The sequence below is a fragment of the Aquincola sp. J276 genome, from assembly GCF_024700035.1.
Lineage (GTDB): Bacteria > Pseudomonadota > Gammaproteobacteria > Burkholderiales > Burkholderiaceae_C > Aquincola > Aquincola tertiaricarbonis.
Map to the genome: position 1 here is coordinate 2,285,428 of NZ_JAJONC010000002.1, position 17,932 is coordinate 2,303,359.

The window sequence follows — 17,932 nt, forward strand, 5'->3', positions numbered from 1 at the left end:
GCGCGCCTGGCATCAGCCCTGGCGGGCCAGCGCGGCCCAGGCCCGTGCGATGTCGGCCGTGCCGTCGTTGCCGCCCACGCCACGCAGGGTCTGCAGGCCCTTGGCCTTGGTGGAAGCCGTTTGCAGCTGGGCCCAGCCTAGGCGCAGCTTGGCGTCGTCGGGGCGCTTCAGGCCGCCCTTGGCAATGCCCTTCTCGATCAGGCTGGCGCCCTTGTCGGCCTGGCCCATGGCGGCATACACCGTGCCCACCTTCACCAGCTCGTTGCCGTCCTTGGCGGCGGCGGCCTCGGTCTCTGCCTTGGCCAGGCCGGCCTTGGTCTCTTCCTGCTGCTTGAGCACCAGGTCGCGCAGGCGCTTGTGGCGCTCGGCCTCGGCGCCGGTGCCCAGCGTGCCGCTGGCGAAACCCTTGTCGACGATGGCCTTGGCCTCGTCCGGCAGGCCGGCCTGCAGCGAGAGCTGCGCCATCTCCATGTACTGCTCGGTGGTGGTGATGAGGCCGTTGGCCAGCTTCAGCCGCATCACGTCCAGCGCCAGCCGCGACGAGAAGCCGGGCTTGCGCTGCACGTTGTTGAGGTAGGCGCTCCAGTAGTCCTTCTTGGGGTAGTGGAGGATCAGCTTCTCGAGCGTGGCGGCATGGCCGCCGGCATTGTTGGTGCGCTGGTAGGCGTCGGCCAGGCGCAGCAGGTCGTCCTCGGCCGGCTTGCGGCCGGCCTGCTCGGCGGCGGCCACCGCCGCGCCGGCATCGCGGGCCACGGCGGCATAGTCGCCGCTTTGCGCCTGCACGTAGGCGATGAGCTGGTTGAGCTGCGCGCTGTTGCTGCCGGCCGCCTTGGCCTTCTGCGCCCATTCGCTGGTCTTGGGCCAGTTCTTGGCCTGGGAGTAGGCGAAGGCCAGCGATTCGGCCACCTGCGCCTGCTCGGCACCACCCAGCTTGCCCGAGGCATACACCGACTCGAAGGCGTTGATGGCGGCCTGCGTGTCGCCCGCGCGCTGGGCGGCGGCGCCGCGCATGCGGTCGATGGTGAGCTGCTCGGCGGCGGTCTTGTTGCCCACCGCGTCGGCCTCGCGCACCTTGGCCAGCGCCTCCCGGGCCTTGCCGGCCTTGAGCAGCTCGCCGGCCTGCTGCAGTGGGCGGCCGATCTCGGGGCGCATCTGCTGGGCGGCCGCATGGGCCACCAGGCCGGCCGCCAGCACGGCGGCGGTGATCGCTTTGAAGCTGTGTCGCATCGGGAGTCCTGTGTAAAGCAGAAAGGCGGTTCCCGGCGTTGGACAACCGGGCGGCGCCCCGGTTCAGATCAATTCAGAAACTGCTCGTTGCCCACGATGCCGATCTTGGTGACACCCAGGCGCTGCGCGCTGGCCATCACGCCGGCCACATGCTTGTAGGTCACCAGCTTGTTGGGGCGAAGGTGCACCTCGGGCTGGTCGGGCAGGGCAGCCACCTGGGCCAGGCGGTTCTCCAGGTCGGCGCGGCCGTTGACGATCTCGCCGTTCCAGCCGATGGTGCCGTCGAAGTCCACGTCGATGCGCACCACCTCGGGCGGCGTGGTGGGCGGCGGTGCATTGCTGGGCACCGGCATGTTCATCTTGACCGCATGGGTCTGGATGGGGATGGTGATGATGAACATGATCAACAGCACCAGCATCACGTCGATCAGCGGCGTGGTGTTGATGTCGACCATCACCTCGTCGTCGCCGCCGCCGCTACCTACATTCATTGCCATGTGAGTCTCCTAGCCGCCCGCGGCGATGCCGGCCGGCGGCTCGGTGATGAAGCCGACCTTGTGGATGCCCGCGCGCTGGCAGGCCACCACCACGCGGCCGACGGCCTCGTAGCGCACCTCGGCATCGCCGCGGATATGCACTTCGGGCTGCGGTTCCTTCACGGCCGACTCCTTCAGCCGGGCCACCAGGGCCTCGGTGTCGGCCAGGCGCTCCACGCCCCAGTACACGTCGCCGTCGCGGTCCACCGCCAGCACGATGTTCTCGGGCTTGGTCTGCGTGGGGACGTTGCGTTCCTTGGGCAGGTCGAGCTTGATCGACTGCGTGACCACCGGGATGGTGATCAGGAAGATGATCAGCAGCACCAGCATCACGTCGACCAGCGGCGTGGTGTTGATGCTGGAGTTCAGCGCTTCCTCGCCGTCGTCGCCCGATGAGATGTTCATCGCCATCAAAGGCTCCTATTCAAAGACAAGGCCCCCGCGGCCGGCGCCGGGCCGCTCCCAAGGCGGCCGCGGACCCCCGCGGGGTGGAGCGGCGCCGCAGGCGCGGCGGAGGGGGCAGACATTCACCGCTTGCCCGCGATCAGCACGTTGTGCAGGTCGCTGCTGAAGCTGCGCACCTTCTCCATCGCGCTCTTGTTGCGGCGGATCAGCCAGTTGTAGCCCATCACCGCGGGCACGGCCACGGCCAGGCCGATGGCGGTCATGATCAGCGCCTCGCCCACCGGGCCGGCCACCTTGTCGATGGAAGCCTGGCCGCTGATGCCGATGGCCGTCAGCGCGTGGTAGATGCCCCAGACCGTGCCGAACAGGCCGACGAACGGTGCGGTGGAACCCACGGTGGCCAGGAAGGCCAGGCCGTCCTGCAGGCGGCTCTGCACGTTGTCCACGGCGCGCTGGATGCTCATCGTCACCCAGGTGTGCAGGTCGATCTGCTCGACCAGCGTGCCTTCGTGGTGCTCGCTGGCGGTCAGGCCCTGCTCGGCGATGTAGCGGAAGGCGCTGCCCTTCTCGAGCGCATCGGCGCCGGCGCGCACACTGCCCGCCGTCCAGAAGGTCTTGCCGGCGGCATTGGCCGCGTTCAGCAGCTTCTGCTGCTCGAACAGCTTGGTGAAGATGATGTACCAGCTGCCCATGCTCATGATGATCATGATGACCAGCGTGGCCTTGGCCACGATGTCGCCCTGGGCCCACAGCGCGCTCAGGCCGTAGGGGTTCTCGACCACCTCGGTGCCCACCGAAGGTGCCGCGGCGGCGGGCGCTGCGCCGGCGTCGGGCGTGGCGCTGGTGGCCGCGGGCTCGGAGGCGGGCTGCGCGAAGCTGAGGGAAGGCGCGAGCGCGGCAGTGGTGGCGACGGCCAGCACGACCGCACGCAGGAACTTGGTCAGGGACATGATTGTTTTCTCCGACGGGGACAGGAGGCGTGCGGGGCGCAGACCGGCACGCGGGGGGAACAGGAGAAGGCGAGGGCGGCCGGGCCGCCTACTCGACCTTCCAGACGTATTCGACGGTGGCGATGGCACCGCCCACCGGCTTGCCTTCGGGATCGGTGCCGGGGCGGAACGGGCACTTGCCCAGCGCCTCGACGGCCGCGTTGTCCAGCGCGCGGTGTTCGCGCGTGGGCCCGGAGGACTTGTCGATCTCCGCCTTGGCCACCTTGCCGGTGGCGTCGATGGTGAAGCGGATGCGGGTGGTGCCGGTGGCCTCGGCGCGCAGCGCGGCGCGGGGGTACTCCGGCTTCTCGCAGCTGGACACGTCGATGCGGGCGGGCGTGCCCACCGGCCGCGGCGCGGCGGGCGGTGCAGGCGGGGCCGGGGGCGCAGCCGGTGCGGGCGCCGGCGCAATGGCCACCGGTGCGGGCGGCGGGGCCACCTGCGTCGTGGTGATCGTGGGCGCGGGCGTGGGCGGAGGCGCCACGCTGATCTCGGGCGGCGGCACGTAGCTGGGCGGCGGGGGCGCCAGCTTGGGCGGGGGCGGCAGGTTCTCGGGCGGCGGCGGAGGCGGCTTCACCTCCTCGATGATCTTGGTCTCGATGGGAGCCTTGATCACTTCCACCACCTTGCGCGCCAGTCCGCTGACCAGCGCCCAACCCAGTAGCAGGTGCATCAGCACCACGATGCCAAAGCCGACCACGTGCTTCGTGGGCCGACGTTGCTGTTCAGCAAAATCCACTCAATATCCTCCAGGGTCCGCCGCGGTCGGCGAACTGCCTAATGTGCTGCTACCTTGTGGGTGGCCTGGACGCGCCGTTCGCGAAGCGGCGGACTATAGACGCAAAACCCCTTGCAACCGGCTGGGGTTGACCCTCAAGGCCCCGACTGCCAAGCCTAATACCTAGCAAATTAGGGGCCCGATCCATGCCCGGCGATGTCCCGCTGGTGACAAAAACAAGATGCAAAAGATGACACCTGCCGCGCGGGTACTTGTCTAGACATCTACGCGGCCGGCTGCAAGGCGCCGGCCAGCGTGGGCAGCAGTTCCGCCACGGTGGGGTGGATGTGCATGGTGCGCTGCAGGCGCAGCGCGGTGCCGCCGGCGGCCATGGCGTCGATCACCGCATGGATGGCCTCGTCCCCGCCCACGCCCAGCACGGCCGCGCCCAGGATGGCATCGGTGTCCGCATCCACCACCAGCTTCATGAAACCTTGCGTTTCGCCTTTTTCCACCGCGCGGCCCACGCGGCTCATCGGGCGGGTGGCCACGCGCACCGCATGGCCGGCCTGGCGTGCCTGTGCCTCGCCCAGGCCCACGCGGCCCAGCGGCGGATCGGTATAGAGCGCATAGCAGTCGATGCGGTCGCTCACCCGGCGGCCCGCACCGGACAGCAAGTTGTCGGCCACGATCTCGTAGTCGTTGTAGGCGGTGTGGGTGAAGGCGCCGCGGCCGTTGCAGTCGCCCAGCGCCCAGATGCCGGGCACGCTGGTGCGCAGCTCGTCGTCCACGCGGATGTAGCCACGCTCGTCGGTGGCCACGCCGGCCGCCTCCAGCCCCAGGTCGTCGGTGTTGGGCCGGCGGCCGGTGGCCAGCAGCACATGGGAGGCCAGCACCTCGTGCGCGCCGCCGGCGTCGTCCAGGCCCACCACGATGCTGCCGGTGCTGGCTGGGTCGCCCTCGGCGGGCCGCAGGCGCAGGCGCTGGGCGCCGGTGCGCAGCACGATGCCTTCGGCGCGCAGGATGTCGGCGATGGCCTGGGACACGTCCTCGTCCTCCCGGCCCAGCAGTCGGGGCGATTTCTCCAGCACCGTCACCTGCGCGCCGAAGCGGCGGAACATCTGCGCGAACTCCAGCGCGATGTAGCTGCCGCCGATTACCACCAGGTGCCGCGGCAGTTCGTCCAGTTCCAGGATGCTGCTGTTGGTCAGGCAGCGCACGCTGTCGATTCCGGGCAGGTCCGGCACCACCGCGCGGCCGCCGACGTTGATGAAGATGCGCGGCGCTTCCAGCGTCTGGCCGTCCACCGCCACCGCGGTGGGCGAGACGAAGCGGGCATGGCCCTGCACCACGGTGCAGCCGGGCTGATCGCGCAGCGAGTGCTCCACGCCGCGGCTGGCGTCGCGGGCCACCTTGTCCTTGCGGGCCTTCACCGCCTTCATGTCCACCTGCACCGTGCCGTCGATGCGCACGCCGAAGTCCGCAGCGCGGCGGGCCAGGTGCGCCGCATGCGCACTGGCCACCATCGCCTTGGTGGGCATGCAGCCGGTGTTGACGCAGGTGCCGCCAAAGCGGTGCCGCTCGATGATGGCCACCTGCTGGCCGGCCGCCGCCAGCCGGGTGGCCAGGGCGGGCCCGGCCTGGCCGGTGCCGATCACGATGGCGTCGAAGCGCTTGGACATCCGGCCTCCTGGTGCGCCGCCGTGGCACTGTTGATCGTGGTCAAGCCGCTGGCGGGCCTGCGGGCCTAGCCTTGCGTGTTCCCCGAATGCTCCCACAGTTACATGATGATTCCTGCTTCCTGCGGTGGTGCCCCCGCGGCCATTCCGCACCGCAAGGAGATCCGCGCCTGGATGGCGCCGATCGCCTCGCGCAGCACCCCGCTGGCCCTGGCCCTGACCCTCGCCGACCTGCTGTTCTTCCTGCTGTCACTCGGCATCGCCGTGCTGGCCTCGCATCCCGCGGTGCAGCTGCTGGCCGGCAGCGTCACCGGCTTCGTGATCGCGCGGCTGTTCATCCTGGGCCATGACGCCTGCCACCAGGCCTTCACGCCGCACCGCCGGCTCAACCGCTGGCTGGGGCGCCTGGTGTTCCTGCCCTCGCTGACGCCCTACAGCCTGTGGGAGGTGGGGCACAACGTGGTGCACCACGGCTACACCAACCTGAAGGGCTTCGACTTCGTCTGGGAGCCGCGCACGCTGGCCGAATATCAGGCCCTGCCCCGCTGGCGCCGCGCGCTGGAGCGGGTGTACCGCAGCGGCTGGGCGCCGTGGCTGTACTACCTGGTGGAGATCTGGTGGGCGCGCATGCTGTTTCCCAGCCGGCGCCACATGCCCACGCGGCGTGCCGTGTTCACCGCCGACGGCCTGCTGGTCAGTGCCTTCGCTGCGCTGTGGGTGGCTGCGCTGGTGGCGGCTGCCGATGCCACCGGGCAGTCGGCCTGGTGGCTGGTGTCGGCGGGCTTCGTGCTGCCCTTCGTGGTGTGGAACGGCTTCATCGGCTTCGTGGTGTACGTGCACCACACCCACCAGGGCGTGGCCTGGCACCAGGACAAGAAGCGCTGGGCCGCGGCGCAGCCCTTCGTGTCGACCACGGTGCACCTCACCTTCCGCTCGGCCATGGGCAGCGCGCTGCACCACATCATGGAGCACACCGCCCACCATGTGGACATGAGCGTGCCGCTGTACCGCCTGAAGCGTGCGCAGCGGCTGCTGGAGCAGCGCATGCCCGGGCGCATCGTGGTGCAGCCCTTCTCGTGGCGCTGGTACGTGCGCACCGCCCGCGCCTGCAAGCTCTACGACTACGAGCGGCAGTGCTGGACCGACTGGCACGGCCGCGCCACCAGCCCCCCAGTGGCGGCCTGACGCGGCATCAGCGCCCGGCGCGCTGCAGCACCTGCCGCACCTTGCGCGCCAGCGCCTCGGCGGTGTAGGGCTTGCTCAGCAGGTCCACGCCGGCGTCCAGCCGGCCGTTGTGCACGATGGCGTTCTCGGTATAACCCGAGGTGAACAGCACCGCGATGCCGGGCAGCCGCTCGCGTGCCTTGCGCGCCAGCTCCGGGCTGCGCAGCGGGCCGGGCATCACCACGTCGGTGAACAGCAGGTCGATCGGCGTGCCGCTCTCGATCACGCCCAGCGCACTGGCCGCGTCGCGCGCCTTGAGCACCCGGTAGCCCAGGTCGCCCAGCATCGAGACCACGGTCTCGCGCACCTCGTCGTCGTCCTCCACCACCAGCACCGTCTCGCTGCCGCCCTGGGGCCCGCTGTCCATCCGGTCCACCGGGCGGTCCTCGGCGCGCAGCGCCCGCGGCAGGTACAGGCGCACCGTGGTGCCTTCGCCCAGCTCGCTGTAGATCTTCACGTGGCCGCCGGACTGCTTGACGAAGCCATAGACCATGGACAGACCCAGGCCCGTGCCCTTGCCCTCGGGCTTGGTGCTGAAGAAGGGCTCGAACACCCGCTCCAGCAGCTCGGGCGCGATGCCGCTGCCGGTGTCGCTCACCGCCACCATCACGTACTGGCCGGGCTGCAGGTCCTCGTGGACGCGGGCGTAGTCGTCGTCCAGCATTGCATTGCCGGCCTCGATGGTCAGGCGGCCCGGGCCGTCCATCGCGTCGCGGCCGTTGATGGCCAGGTTGAGGATGGCGTTCTCCAGCTGGCCGGGGTCGACGAAGGTGTTCCACAGGCCGCCGGAGCTCACCGTTTCCAGCTCCACCTCCTCGCCCAGCGCGCGGCGCAGCATGTCGTCCATCTCGCGTACCAGTCGGCCGACGTTCACCACCTTGGGCTCCAGCGGCTGGCGGCGGCCGAAGGCCAGCAGCTGCGAGGCCAGCTTGGAGCCGCGGGCCACGCCGGCCAGGGCCTTCTTCACCCGCTCCTGCGCGCGCGCGTCGTCGCCCACGTGGCGTGACAGCAGCTGCAGGTTGCCGCTGACCACCTGCAGCAGGTTGTTGAAGTCGTGCGCCACGCCGCCGGTGAGCGCACCCAGCGCCTCCATGCGCTGGGCATGCCGCAGTGCGGCCTGGGCCGCCTCGCGCTCGGCCGATTCGCGGCGCAGCTGGTCCAGCGCCTGGGCCAGCTCGGCGGTGCGCTCGGCCACGTGCTGCTCCAGCGTTTCGTTCAGGCGCTGCAAAGCCTCCTCCGCCTGGCGCTGGTGCGTGACGTCGTAGCCGTCCACGAAGATGCCGCTCACCCGGCCTTCGTTGTCAGCCAGCGGCTGGTACACCAGGTGCACGAAGCGCTGCTCGGTGGGTGCGCCCGGCTCCCGCTGCAACTGCACCGCCACGTTGCGCCCGGCATAGGGCCGGCCGCTGCGGTACACCTCGTCCAGGATCTCGAAGAGGCCCTGGCCTGCGACCTCGGGCAGGGCCTCGCGCACCGTCAGGCCCAGCAGCTTCCGGTGCCCGACCAGGCTGGCATAGGCATGGTTGACCAGCGCGAAGCGGTGCTCCGGCCCCTGCAGCAGGCACATGAAGCTGGGCGCCTGCTCGAACATGCGCTGCAGGCGGTCGCGTTCCTCGGTCAGCCGGGCATTGGCCTCGCGAAGCGCCTCGGCGGCCTGCTGGCGCAGCAGCGCGGCCTCGGCCAGTGCGGCCATGCGGGCCTGCTCGGCCTCGAAGGCCTCGGCATTGGCCAGGCTGGAGGCGATCTGCCCGGCCACCAGTTGCAGGAAGCCCAGGTAGTCCGCGTCACCGAGGCGGAAGGGATTGAGGCCCACCACCATCGCGCCCATCGGCCGCTCGGTACCCTGGCCGATCAGCGGCACCACCGCCACCTGGGACGGCGCCTGGCCATGCAGGCCGGCGGGCAGGGCCTGCAGCACCGCCGGCGGCAGCAGGCCGGCCAACGGCAGCAGCCGGGCGCCTTCGCCCTGCCACAGCGGCTGCAGCGGCCAGCGCGCGGCATCGGTGGCCGCATGCCCGGCCGGCAGGCCGCCGCAGCACAGCGGCTCGGCGGCGGCCTGCTGCGGCTGCGCCGCGGTGTCGAAGCGGTAGGCGATGTAGAAGGGCAGGTCCACCTCGCTGCCGGCCAGGGCGGTTTCAGTGGCGCGCAGCACCGCGTGGCGGGTGCCGGTCACCGACAGGCCGGAAGCCAGGTCGCGCAGCGTGGCCAGCCGGCGCTCGCTGATCACGCGGTCGGTCTCCTCGGTCACCGCGCAGAACACGCCTTCCACCCGGCCGCCATCGCCATGCAGCGGGCTGTACGAGAAGGTGTGGAAGGTCTCCTCCGCATAACCGTGACGGTTGACCACCAGCCGCAGCGCGCGGTCCCAGGTGGATTCGCCGTGCTCGTACACCCGTTGCAGGCGCGGCGCCACGTCCTGCCAGATCTCGGGCCACAGCGCCTGCGTGGGCATGGCCAGCGAACGCGGATGCTTGGCGCCCAGCGTGGGCCGGTACGCATCGTTGTAGAGGAAGGCCACCTCCGGTCCCCAGCCCAGCCACATCTCGAAGCGCGAAGTGAGCAGCAGCCGCACCGCCACCTTCAGCGCATGCGGCCAGCCCGATACCGGGCCCAGCGTGCTGGCCGACCAGTCGTGCGCGCGCATCAGCTGCGCCATCTCGCCCTCACCGGGGAACACGTCGGCAAGGGTGTCGCTGGGCAGGTGAGCGGTCATCGGGTCCATCGGGGGTGCTGCTGCGGGAACGGCGGCCCGGCAACTGGCGGACCCGTGCGCACTGTCGCATGCCGCGGGTACAGGGTTTGCCGCAATGCCGGCGCTACCTGTCGAGGATCTGGAACCATGGTGAGTGCAAGCGTTCGTCGGCCCACGGCCACAGGCTTCGTGTTTTCGTTGATCGGCCTGGGCTTGCTGGGGGGCGGCGCCTGGCTGGCCGCCCTGGGCGGCAGCTGGTACTACGTGCTGGCCGGCGTGGCTCTGCTGGTCACCGGCCTGCTGCTGTGGCGCGGCAGCGCGGCGGCGCTGCTGGTGTATGCGCTGTTCGTGCTGGGCACCATCGCCTGGGCGCTGTGGGAGGTGGGGCTGGACTGGTGGCCGCTGGCCGCGCGAGGCGACGTGGTGTTCCTGCTCGGCCTGTGGCTGCTCACGCCGTGGGTGGCCCGCGGCCTGGGCCTGGACGAGGGTGGCCGCCGCGGCGGTGTGGGCTGGAGCGGCCCGCGGGCCGGGCTGGGCCTGCTGCTGGCGCTGTTCCTGGTGCTGGCGGTGGTGTCCTGGTTCGTCGACAAGCACCGCATCGAAGGCACCGCGCCACCGCCGCTGACCAGCAACCCGGCCATCCCCTCGGCGGTGCCGGAAGGCGAGTGGCATGCCTATGGCCGCACCGGCGCCGGCCAGCGCTATTCGCCGCTGTCGCAGATCACGCCGCAGAACGTGGACCAGCTGGAAGTGGCCTGGCACTACCGCACCGGCGACGTGCGCGGCCGCCCCGGCGACCCCGAGGAAACCACCTTCGAGGTGACGCCGCTGAAGGTGGGCAACCGCCTCTTCCTGTGCACGCCGCACCAGTCGGTGGTGGCCCTGGATGCCACCACCGGCCAGCAGCTGTGGCGCTATGAGCCGCAGATCCAGGGCGCCGGCGCGCTGGCGCTGCAGCACCTGACCTGCCGCGGCCTCTCGTACCACGCACCGCGCACCGCGGGCACCGCGGCGCCGGATGCGTCGGTCGCCACCGCCACCAGCGCGCCGGCCACGCCGCCGCCCGACGCGCCTTGCCGCAACAAGCTGTTCATGCCCACGGCCGATGGCCGCGTCATCGCGCTGGACCCGGGCACCGGCGCGCGCTGCCAGACCTTCGGCGTGGATGGCCAGATCGACCTGTGGACGCAGATGCCCAACGTGAAGCCGGGCGCGTACTACAGCACCTCGCCGGTGGTGGTGACGGAGCGGCTGCTGATCGTCGGCGGCACGGTGCTGGACAACGTCTCCACCCAGGAAGCCTCCGGCGTGATCCGCGCCTACGACATCGACACCGGCGCGCTGGTGTGGAACTGGGATTCCGGCAACCCCGAGGCCACCGAGCCCCTGCCGCCGGGCCAGACCTACACGCCCAATTCGCCCAACAGCTGGAGCATCTCCAGCGTGGACGAGGCGCTGGGCCTGGTCTACGTCCCGCTGGGCAACCAGCCGCCCGACCAGTGGGGCGGCCAGCGCAGCGAGGCGGTGGAGAAGTATTCGTCCTCCGTGGTGGCACTGGAGCTGGCCACCGGCAAGGTGCGCTGGGTGTTCCAGACGGTGCACCACGACCTGTGGGACTACGACGTGCCCGCCCAGCCCACGCTGGTGGACCTGACCATCGACAACCGGCTGGTGCCGGCGCTGGTGCAGCCCACCAAGCAGGGCGAGCTCTTCGTGCTGGACCGCCGCACCGGCCAGCCGGTGCATGCGGTGACCGAGGATGCGGTGCCGCAGGGCGCGGCCGAAGGCGACCGCACCGCACCCACGCAGCCGCGCTCGGCGCTCTCGTTCAACCCGCCGCCGCTGCGCGAGCGCGACATGTGGGGCGCCACGATGTTCGACCAGCTGGCCTGCCGCATCGCCTTCAAGCGGCTGCGCTACGAAGGCCGCTACACGCCGCCTTCCACCCAGGGCACGCTGGTGTACCCGGGCAACTTCGGCGTCTTCAACTGGGGCGGGGTGTCGGTCGATCCGCAGCGGCAGATCGTGTTCGCCACGCCCACCTACCTGGCCTTCGTCAGCCAGCTGGTGCCGCGCCAGGACGACAGCACGATGTACGTGCAGGGCAAGGACAAGCCCAACGACAGCCTGCCCGCGCTCAACGAGAACTTCGGCGCGCCCTTCGCCGTCAAGCTCAGCGCCTTCACCTCCCAGCTCGGCCTGCCCTGCCAGGCGCCGCCCTGGGGCTACGTGGCGGGTGCCGACCTGGTGAGCGGCCAGACCATCTGGATGCACAAGAACGGCACCGTGCGCGACAGCTCGCCGCTGCCGCTGCCCTTCCGCATGGGCGTGCCCAACCTGGGCGGGCCCATCACCACCGCGGGCGGCGTGGCCTTCCTGTCGGGCACGCTGGACTACTACGTGCGCGCCTACGACATCAACAACGGCAAGCAGCTGTGGCAGCACCGCCTGCCCGCCGGTGGCCAGGCCACGCCCATGACCTACCTGGGCGCCGATGGCCGCCAGTACCTGGTGGTGGCCGCCGGCGGGCATGGCTCGCTGGGCACCCGCACCGGCGACAGCGTGATCGCCTATGCCTTGCCCCGCTAACCCAAGGAAGCTGCTTTGAGCCTGACCATCACCCCCTTGCGCTACCAACCCGGCTTCGAGGCCGCCGAGCCCGACGAGGCCCAGACCGACGACGCCCTGCGCGACACCATGCTGGCCATCAGCCAGAAGGTGGCGCAGGACGAAGGCCATGCCCACCGCAGCGTGCATGCCAAGAGCCACGGCCTGCTGCAGGGCACGCTGACCGTGCAGCCCGGCCTGCCGCCCGAGCTGGCGCAGGGCCTGTGCGCGCAGCCGGGCACTTACGCCGCCGTGATGCGCCTGTCGTCCACCCCGGGCGACCTGCTGGACGACAGCGTCAGCACGCCCCGCGGCATGGCGGTCAAGGTCGTCGGCGTGCCGGGTGAACGGCTGCCTGGCAGCGAGGACGACGGCACCCAGGACCTGCTGATGGTCAACGGCCCGGTGTTCAGCGCGCCCACCGCGGCCAAGTTCCTGAAGACCCTGAAGCTGCTGGCCGCCACCACCGACAAGGCGCCGAATGCCAAGAAGGTGCTGTCGGCCGCGCTGCGCGGGCTGGAGTCGCTGATCGAGAAGGCCGGCGGCGAAAGCGGCACGCTCAAGGCCCTGGGCGGCCACCCGGCCACGCACATCCTGGGCGAGACCTTCTTCACCCAGGTGCCGATGCTGTGGGGCCCCTACATGGCCAAGCTGTCGCTGGCGCCGGTGTCGCCCGAGCTGCAGGCGCTGGGCGGCCAGCCGATCGAGCTGAAGGGCCTGCCCGATGCGCTGCGCGGCGTGGTGCGCGAGCACTTCGGCCGCCATGGCGGCACCTGGGCGCTGCGGTTGCAGCTGTGCACCGATCTCGAGGCCATGCCCATCGAGGACGCCACCGTGGAGTGGCCGGAAAGCCGGAGCCCGTGGCACACCGTGGCCCTGCTGGAGGTGCCGCCGCAGAACAGCTGGAGCGGCCCGCGCTCCGAAGCCATCGACGACGGCATGTCCTTCAGCCCCTGGCACGGCCTGGCCGCGCACCGGCCCATCGGCTCCATCATGCGGGTGCGCAAGGCGTCCTACGAGGCCGCGGCCCAGTGCCGCGCCAGGCTCAACGGCGTGAGCGTGGCCGAGCCGAAAGGCGTGGAGGGCTTGCCGCGCTGAGCGGGGGGCTCAGGCCGCCAGCAGCGCCGCGTCGGTCGACAGCGCGTCCATGCAGTGGAAGGGCAACGAGAAGCCGCGCACCGCATCCTCGATGGCCACGGCGCGCAGCACTGGCGGCTTGCCCTTGACGCTGCCGAAGATGGTGGCGAAGGCCACGTCGGCCGCATCGCGGCCCACGCCGATGCGGATCAGGCCCATCGGGATCGCGGTGCCCGACGGATCGAAGATGTACCAGCGGTGGCCGAGGTACACCTCCACGTAGGCATGGAAGTCCGGCGGGCCCAGCGTGGGGTCGGCGCCGAAGTCGGTGCCGGTGGTCATGCGCGCCGGGATGCTCAGCGCACGGCACAGCGCGATCATCAGGTGCGCGAAGTCGCGGCATACGCCCACCTGGTCGGTCAGCGTGTCCAGCGCCGAGGTGCTGGAATTGCTGGTGTTGGACGTGAAGGCCACATGGTTGCGCACCCAGTCGCGGATGGCCTGCACCCGACGGTAGCCCTGCGGCAGGTGGCCGAACTGCGAGATGGCGAAGCGCCCCAGCCGGTCCGACGGGCAGTAGCGGCTGGGGTAGATGTAGCTGATGACCTCCAGCGGCAGGTCGGCCACCGGGATCTCCGGCACGCCCCATGGATCGCTGCGGTGGTGGGTGAGGGTCACCAGCGACGAATAGCGCAGGGTCAGCTCGCCGGGTTGGGCGCGCAGCCGCAGGTAGCGGCCCTGGGTGCGCGGGTCCACATCCAGCCGCGGCGTGATGGGCTGGCTGAGGGTGAGCACCTCTTCGGCCACGCCCTGCGCGGGCGTGAGCGCCGGATGGAAGTTCAGGACGAAGTCCGCGCCCGGGCGCTCCACCTGATAGGAAAGCTCGACGTTCAGCTGGATGTGGATCATGGCGGCCTCGGTAGGGATAGGGCCCGGCCAACATCCGCCGAACTTGTCTAGACGTGTATGGTAGGCGGAAGGTGTAGTATCGGGGCCACAGACAGGCAAGACCTTCCATCCGTAGGTCTCCTCGCCCGCCCTCCGCTCCCTTGGAGGCACGGGCCGATGCTCGCACCGCTCATCGATTCTCTTGTCGTCTCTGCGAAAGCCGCCCCGCGGGCTGGCGTCTGCACACGATCACCACCGCGCTGGCGGCCGACGGGCGCACCCGTCGCTGCTGGCGGGTTGGCCCGTTGTGCTGTTTGGATTCACCCTGTTAACGGAGCGCCCATGGCCAAGGAAGAACTCATTGAAATGCGCGGCGTCGTCGCCGAAGTGCTGCCCGACTCGCGCTACCGCGTCACGCTGGACAACGGCCATCAACTCGTGGCTTACACCGCCGGCAAGATGCGCAAGCACCACATCCGCGTGCTGGCCGGCGACCGCGTGTCGCTGGAGCTGTCGCCCTACGACCTGAGCAAGGGTCGCATCAGCTTCCGCCACCTGGACGACCGCGGCGGCGCACCCCGGCGCTGAGCCACCCCGGGCCTACCGCCACACGGTGGGCACCAGCGTGGCCTGCACGATCCCGCGGATCGCATGGGCCACCGCGCGTATCGCGGCCGAAGCCGGCTGGCGGCTGGACATCGCCAGCGTCAGCACCCGCGGCACCGTCGGCCGCACGATGGCGGCACTGCTCAGTCGCCCAGCGGCCAGTTCCTCGTGCACCAGTTGGTAGGGCAGCACGCTGTAGAGCCCGCCGCGGAACACCAGGTCCTTCATGGTCAGCATGGAGTCGGCCTCCACTTCCACCCGCAGCTGCACGCCGGCACGGCGGCAGATCTGGTCGAGCGCGCTGCGCAGGCCGTTGGGCCGTGAGGCCAGCACCAGCGGCAGCGCCGCCATCTGGCGGAAGCCCATGGGCGGCGCGTCGGGCGCAAAGGCGTCCGGCGGGCCGATCACCAGGCTGTTGACCACGCACAGCCGCTCCTCGCCCGGCGGGTCCATGCGGCCGAAGCGGTTGATCACCGCCAGGTCCAGGTCGCCGCTGGCCAGGCGCTCGTCCAGCGCATGCGAGAAACCATCGACGAACTGCAGCCGGATGCGCGGATGGTGCTGCGCCACGTGCCGGTAGAGCATGCCCACCAGCGGCTGCGCAGCCGCCGGCACCATGCCCACCCGCACCACGCCGCCCGGCTGGCCGCCCACCTCGGCGGCCTCGGCCGCGGCCCGCTGCATGTCGGCCAGCGCGGCGCGCAGGCGCGGCGCAAGGTGCTGCCCCGCCTCGGTCATCGACACGCCGCGGCCGGTGCGCTCGAACAGCCGCACGCCCAGTTCCGCTTCCAGCGCCGCGATGTGCCGGCTGAGGACTGACTGCGCCACCTCCAGCTGCGTGGCGGCGCGGGAGATGTTGCCGCTTTGCGCCACCGCCAGGAAAGCTTCGATGCGATGCAGGTTCATGCTCTGAAAGCATAGCTGAAATACCCTGCGATATCTTTTTGGCAAGGCCGACGCTGCCTACAGTGGGCACATGCCTTCCCACCCGAACCCCCTGCCGCAGGCCGCCGATGCGCTCGACCGCCTGCAACCTGCCCGTGCCGCCTGGCTGCGGCGCCTGCTGCCCGACGGCGTGCCACGGCTGTGGTGTCCGCTGCTCACGCCCTACACCGCATCCGGCGCCATCGACGCCCAACGGCTGCGCGCGCACCTGCGCTTCCTCCAGCCGCATGTGAAGGGCCTGCTGGTGCCGGGCTCCACCGGCGACGGCTGGCAGCTCTCGGACACCGAAGCCCGCGCGCTGCTGGACCTGCTGGCCGACGAGGCGAAGCCGCGGGGCCTGCAGCTGCTGGTGGGCGTGCTCAAGACCACCACGGCCGAGGTGCTGGCCGCGCTGCAGCAGCACATGGCCTGGCTGCGCCAGCGGGCGCCCGACGCAGCCGCCCGCGATGCCGACGTGCTGCGCGCCAGCGGCGTGTGCGGCTTCACCGTGTGCCCGCCCCAGGGCGAGCACCTGACGCAGCCCGAGCTGCTGGCGGCGCTGGATGCGGTGCTGGCCACGGGCCTGCCCATCGCGCTGTACCAGCTGCCCCAGGTCACCGGCAACGAGATGGCGCCGCAGACCGTGGCGGCGCTGGCCGACCGCCATGCCAACCTGCTGATGCTCAAGGACACCAGCGGCGCCGACCGGGTGGCGGCAGCGGGCTTCCGCCAGGCCTTCCTGGTGCGCGGCGCCGAAGGCGGCTACAGCCGGCACCTGGCGCTGGCCGGCGGCGACTACGATGGCTTCCTGCTCAGCACCGCCAACGTCTTCGGGCCGCAGCTGGCCGAACTGATCGGCCATGTGCAGGCCGGCCGCCAGCCCGAGGCCGACGCCTTGTCCGCCCGCATCGAGGCGGTGGCCGACGCAGTGTTCGGCGCCGCCGCCGCGCTGCCCTACGGCAATGCCTTCACCAATGCCAACAAGGCACTGGACCACTACATGGCCCACGGGCCCGAGGCCGGCCGCATCGCCGGCCCGCGGCTGCACTCCGGCCAGCAGCTGCCGGCCGGACTGATCGAGCAGGCCGGCCAGGCACTGCGCACCCATGGGCTGATGCCGCAGCGCGGCTACCTGGCCTGACCTGTCCAGACAAGCAAGAAGGAGACGAGACCGATGGCATCCCCCGCACACCGCATCCGCGACATCCAGGCCTTTGCCGTGTCCTTTCCCATCGCGCCCGAGAACTCGGTGCAGCTGGGCATGGGCCGCGCGGTGAAGAAAGACGCCGTGGTGGTCAAGGTCACCACCGACAGCGGCCTGGTCGGCTGGGGCGAATCGCACCACGGCAAGGCCCACACCGCGGTGGCACAGCTGGTCAACACCACGCTGCGGCAGTTGGCCGTGGGCATGGACGCCACCGACGTGGTGGGCGTGTGGGACCGCATCTACTGGAAGCAGCTGGCCAGCCACGGCGTGGGCGCCGGCTGCGCCATGGCGATGAGCGGCATCGACCTGGCGCTGTGGGACATCCGCGGCAAGGCCGTGGGCTGGCCGCTGTACAAGCTGCTGGGCGGATCGGCCAAGCCGGTGCCGGCCTACGCGGGCGGCGTGTCGCTGGGCTTCCAGGACCCCGCCGCGCTGGTGGACGAGGCGCTGCCCCACATCGAGGCCGGCTACAAGGCCATCAAGCTGCGCGTGGGCGACAGCCCGGCGCGCGACCTGCAGCGGGTGAAGGCGGTGCGGGAGGCGGTGGGCGACGAGGTCACCATCCTGGTGGACGCCAACACCGGCTACGACCTGAACGACGCCCGCCAGGCCATGCCCGGCTTCGACGCGCTGGGCGTGGCCTGGCTGGAGGAACCCTTCGCGCCGCACGACCACCGCAGCTACAAGCTGGCGCGTGGCTACGGCCGGGTGCCGCTGGCCGCGGGCGAGAACCACTTCACCCGCTACGAGTTCAGCCGCGTGATCGAGGATGGCGACATCACCATCCTGCAGCCCGACCTGTCCAAGGCCGGCGGCATCACCGAGCTGCTGCGCATCGCGGCCATGGCCTCGGCCTACAAGCTGCCGATCAATCCGCACACCTGCATGACCGGCATCAACATGGCGGCGTCCATCCACTTCCTGGCGGCCATCGACAACGGCGGCTACTTCGAGGGCGACGTGTCGAAGAACAACCTCTACCGCGACAGCCTGGTGAGCCGGCCCTTCCAGATCAACCGCGACGGCTGCGTGCGCCCGCTGGAGGCGCCGGGCATCGGCGTGGAGGTGGACGAAGCCTTCCTCTCGGCCTACCCGCCGGTGGAGGGCCCCGGCTACATCTGAAGCACCCCCGACGGCCGCCGCCAGATGCGGC

The 17,932-nt window shown here is 70.9% G+C and carries 14 protein-coding genes and 1 pseudogene; 6 read left to right on the forward strand and 9 right to left on the reverse strand.

Translation table 11 applies throughout. The annotated features are described in order from the left end of the window. Positions 1-12: 12 nt before the first annotated feature. The 6 genes from LRS14_RS28480 to LRS14_RS28510 form a co-directional block, all read right to left on the reverse strand. Positions 13-1,227: a hypothetical protein gene (locus tag LRS14_RS28480; protein WP_046115904.1), complete on the reverse strand. Its 1,215-nt coding sequence runs from the start codon at positions 1,225-1,227 to the stop codon at positions 13-15. A gap of 68 nt (positions 1,228-1,295) precedes the next feature. Then, complete coding sequence (locus LRS14_RS28485; RefSeq protein WP_046115903.1) at positions 1,296-1,724, reverse strand: biopolymer transporter ExbD; 429 nt, start codon at positions 1,722-1,724, stop codon at positions 1,296-1,298. A gap of 9 nt (positions 1,725-1,733) precedes the next feature. After that, complete coding sequence (locus LRS14_RS28490; protein WP_046115935.1) at positions 1,734-2,174, reverse strand: biopolymer transporter ExbD; 441 nt, start codon at positions 2,172-2,174, stop codon at positions 1,734-1,736. 116 nt (positions 2,175-2,290) lie between these two features. Next, the gene (locus LRS14_RS28495; protein ID WP_046115902.1) at positions 2,291-3,118 is read right to left on the reverse strand and encodes a MotA/TolQ/ExbB proton channel family protein; all 828 of its coding nucleotides are present in this window, start codon (positions 3,116-3,118) and stop codon (positions 2,291-2,293) included. An 88-nt stretch (positions 3,119-3,206) separates the two neighbouring features. Further along, positions 3,207-3,896: an energy transducer TonB gene (locus LRS14_RS30495; protein WP_046115901.1), complete on the reverse strand. Its 690-nt coding sequence runs from the start codon at positions 3,894-3,896 to the stop codon at positions 3,207-3,209. Positions 3,897-4,159: 263 nt separating this feature from the next. Then, positions 4,160-5,557: an FAD-containing oxidoreductase gene (locus LRS14_RS28510; RefSeq protein WP_257801990.1), complete on the reverse strand. Its 1,398-nt coding sequence runs from the start codon at positions 5,555-5,557 to the stop codon at positions 4,160-4,162. A 102-nt stretch (positions 5,558-5,659) separates the two neighbouring features. Between LRS14_RS28510 and LRS14_RS28515 the strand changes: the two genes are divergently transcribed. Then, entirely contained in the window at positions 5,660-6,739 is a 1,080-nt protein-coding gene (locus tag LRS14_RS28515; protein WP_257801991.1) for a fatty acid desaturase, read from the forward strand. A 22-nt stretch (positions 6,740-6,761) separates the two neighbouring features. On the opposite strand, the pseudogene LRS14_RS30500 reads toward LRS14_RS28515, so the two are convergent. Next, positions 6,762-9,500, reverse strand: a pseudogene (locus LRS14_RS30500) (ATP-binding protein); the annotation flags it as partial. A 117-nt stretch (positions 9,501-9,617) separates the two neighbouring features. On the opposite strand from LRS14_RS30500, the gene LRS14_RS28525 reads away from it, so the two are divergent. Then, entirely contained in the window at positions 9,618-12,059 is a 2,442-nt protein-coding gene (locus tag LRS14_RS28525; protein WP_257801992.1) for a glucose/quinate/shikimate family membrane-bound PQQ-dependent dehydrogenase, read from the forward strand. Positions 12,060-12,074: 15 nt separating this feature from the next. Further along, on the forward strand, positions 12,075-13,175 hold the full coding sequence (locus tag LRS14_RS28530) for a catalase family protein (RefSeq protein WP_257801993.1): 1,101 nt from the start codon (positions 12,075-12,077) through the stop codon (positions 13,173-13,175). Between the two features lie 9 nt (positions 13,176-13,184). Here the strand turns inward: LRS14_RS28530 and LRS14_RS28535 are convergent, their stop codons facing one another. Then, entirely contained in the window at positions 13,185-14,063 is an 879-nt protein-coding gene (locus LRS14_RS28535; protein WP_046114013.1) for a transglutaminase family protein, read from the reverse strand. A 321-nt stretch (positions 14,064-14,384) separates the two neighbouring features. Here LRS14_RS28535 and infA point away from each other — a divergent pair, with 321 nt between their 5' ends. Continuing rightward, the gene (gene infA / locus LRS14_RS28540) at positions 14,385-14,630 is read left to right on the forward strand and encodes a translation initiation factor IF-1 (RefSeq protein WP_046114012.1); all 246 of its coding nucleotides are present in this window, start codon (positions 14,385-14,387) and stop codon (positions 14,628-14,630) included. Between the two features lie 12 nt (positions 14,631-14,642). On the opposite strand, the gene LRS14_RS28545 is transcribed toward infA, so the two are convergent. Then, complete coding sequence (locus LRS14_RS28545; RefSeq protein ID WP_046114011.1) at positions 14,643-15,554, reverse strand: LysR family transcriptional regulator; 912 nt, start codon at positions 15,552-15,554, stop codon at positions 14,643-14,645. A gap of 70 nt (positions 15,555-15,624) precedes the next feature. On the opposite strand from LRS14_RS28545, the gene LRS14_RS28550 reads away from it, so the two are divergent. Together LRS14_RS28550 and LRS14_RS28555 are read left to right on the forward strand one after the other, a co-directional pair. Then, positions 15,625-16,713, forward strand: coding sequence for a dihydrodipicolinate synthase family protein (locus tag LRS14_RS28550; protein ID WP_257801994.1), 1,089 nt, complete (start codon positions 15,625-15,627; stop codon positions 16,711-16,713). Between the two features lie 33 nt (positions 16,714-16,746). Then, positions 16,747-17,901, forward strand: a complete 1,155-nt coding sequence (locus LRS14_RS28555; protein WP_046114010.1) for a mandelate racemase/muconate lactonizing enzyme family protein — start codon at positions 16,747-16,749, stop codon at positions 17,899-17,901. The last annotated feature ends 31 nt before the right edge of the window (positions 17,902-17,932 follow it).